1 protein-coding gene is annotated in these 2,033 nt (G+C 67.9%); it reads left to right on the plus strand.

The annotated features are described in order from the left end of the window. On the plus strand, window positions 1-2,033 hold a 2,033-nt coding region (locus HR9077_RS17160; protein ID WP_168380984.1), incomplete at both ends, for a condensation domain-containing protein.

A 2,033-nucleotide genomic window follows, 5' to 3' on the forward strand; every position in this document is an offset into this window, starting at 1 on the left:
AAGGCGTTGCCGGCACCGGACATGGCGAGCGGCGTGTCGTACGAGGCACCGCAGGGCGAGGTGGAAGAGGCCCTGGCGGCGATCTGGGCCGAGGTGTTGGGCGTGGCGAGGGTCGGTCGCCACGACAACTTCTTCGAGCTGGGCGGGCATTCGCTGCTGGCCCTGAACGTGCTCGAGCGAATGCGCACCCGGGGGCTGGCGTCCGAGGTGCGGACCCTGTTCCAGTGGCCGGAACTGGCGGGCTTTGCCCAGGCGTTGACGCAGACGCCGGCGCAAGCGGCTGTCGAGGTCCCGCCCAACCGGATCCCGGACGACTGCCCGGCGATCCAGCCGGCGATGTTGACGCTGATCGAGCTCGATGCCGAGGAACTCGGCCGGATCGAGGCAGCGATCCCCGGCGGGGCGCCCAATATCCAGGATATCTACCCGCTCGCCCCGCTGCAGGAAGGCATCCTCTTCCACCACCAGTTACAGCAGCAGGGGGATGCCTATGTTCTCCCGCGTCTACTGGGCTTCGACAGCCGGGAACGGCTCGAACGTTTCATCGCCGACTTCAACCGGTTGATTGCCCGGCACGACATCCTGCGTACCGCGGTGCTGTGGGAAAGGCTGCGCGAGCCGGTGCAGGTGGTGTGCCGGCATGCCGTCCTGTCGCTCGAGTGGCTGGACGTGGCTATGGACGCGTCACGCAACGTGGCCGAGCAATTGAGCGCCCATGTCGACCCCCGTTACCAGCGTATCGATGTGCGCCGGGCGCCCCTGATGCGGGCCGTGGCCGCTCATGATGCCGAGCAAGGGCGTTGGCTGCTGCAACTGCCCAGCCATCATCTGGTGATGGACCACACGACCCTCGAACGGCTGGTGGAGGAAATCGCCCTGATCCAACAGGGACGCGAGGATGAACTCCCCGAGCCGATCCCGTTCCGCCACTTCGTGGCCCAGTCCCGACTGGGCGTGAGCCCGGCAGAGCATGAAGCCTTCTTCCGCGAGCGGCTGGGCGATGTGGACGAGCCCACGGCACCGTTCGGGCTGCTGGACGTGCGGGGCGATGGTGGCGATATCGAGGAAGTGTGCTTGCCGCTGGAGGCAGACCTGGCCCGCCAGGTACGGCAACAGGCCCGGCAGCATGGTGTGAGCACGGCCAGCCTCTTCCACCTGGCCTGGGCCCTGGTGCTGGGCCGGACCACGGGGCGGGATGACGTGGTGTTCGGCACGGTGCTGTTCGGGCGCATGCAGGGTGTCGAGGGCGCTGAACGGGCACTGGGCCTGCTCATCAACACACTGCCGGTGCGAATCGGCGTGGGGGCCCGTCGGGTGGCCGAGTGCCTGTCCCAGACCCACGCCGCGCTGAGCGAGCTGATGCATCACGAACATGCCAGCCTCGGCCTGGCCCAGCGCTGCAGTGGCCTGCCCGGGGGCACGCCGTTGTTCTCGACGTTGCTGAATTACCGTTATAGCGCGCCCCAGAGCGAAGGTGTGGCCGACCCGGCGTGGGAAGGCATGGAATCCCTGGGCGGGCAGGAGCGCACCAACTACCCGATCACGATGTCGGTGGACGATCTGGGCGAGGGCTTCCAACTGGTGGGGCAAGTCAGTGGCGAGATCGGTGCGCAGCGACTGTGCGACTACCTGAAAGCGGCCATCTCCGGCCTGGTGGAGAGCCTGGAGGCCTCCCCTGAGAGACTCGTGAGCGAGATCGACCTGATGGGTGAGGCGGCACATCGCCAGCTTGCGGCCTGGGGCGAGAACCGCACCCGCTATCCCGACAGCACGCCGGTGCATTGGCTGTTCGAGCGCCAGGCGGCGTCGACCCCCGACGCCACGGCACTGATCTTCGCGGACCAGCGGCTCAGCTACGCCGAGCTCAACGCCCGCGCCAACCGGCTGGCCCACTATCTGGTTGGTCTGGGCGTCAAACCCGAGACCCGGGTGGGCATTGCCGTGGAGCGCTCCGTCGAGATGATGGTGGGGCTGCTGGGGATCCTCAAGGCCGGCGGCGCCTACGTGCCGCTGGACCCGGACTATCCGGCCGA

The sequence above is a fragment of the Modicisalibacter radicis genome (assembly GCF_900961225.1).
Classification (GTDB): domain Bacteria; phylum Pseudomonadota; class Gammaproteobacteria; order Pseudomonadales; family Halomonadaceae; genus Modicisalibacter.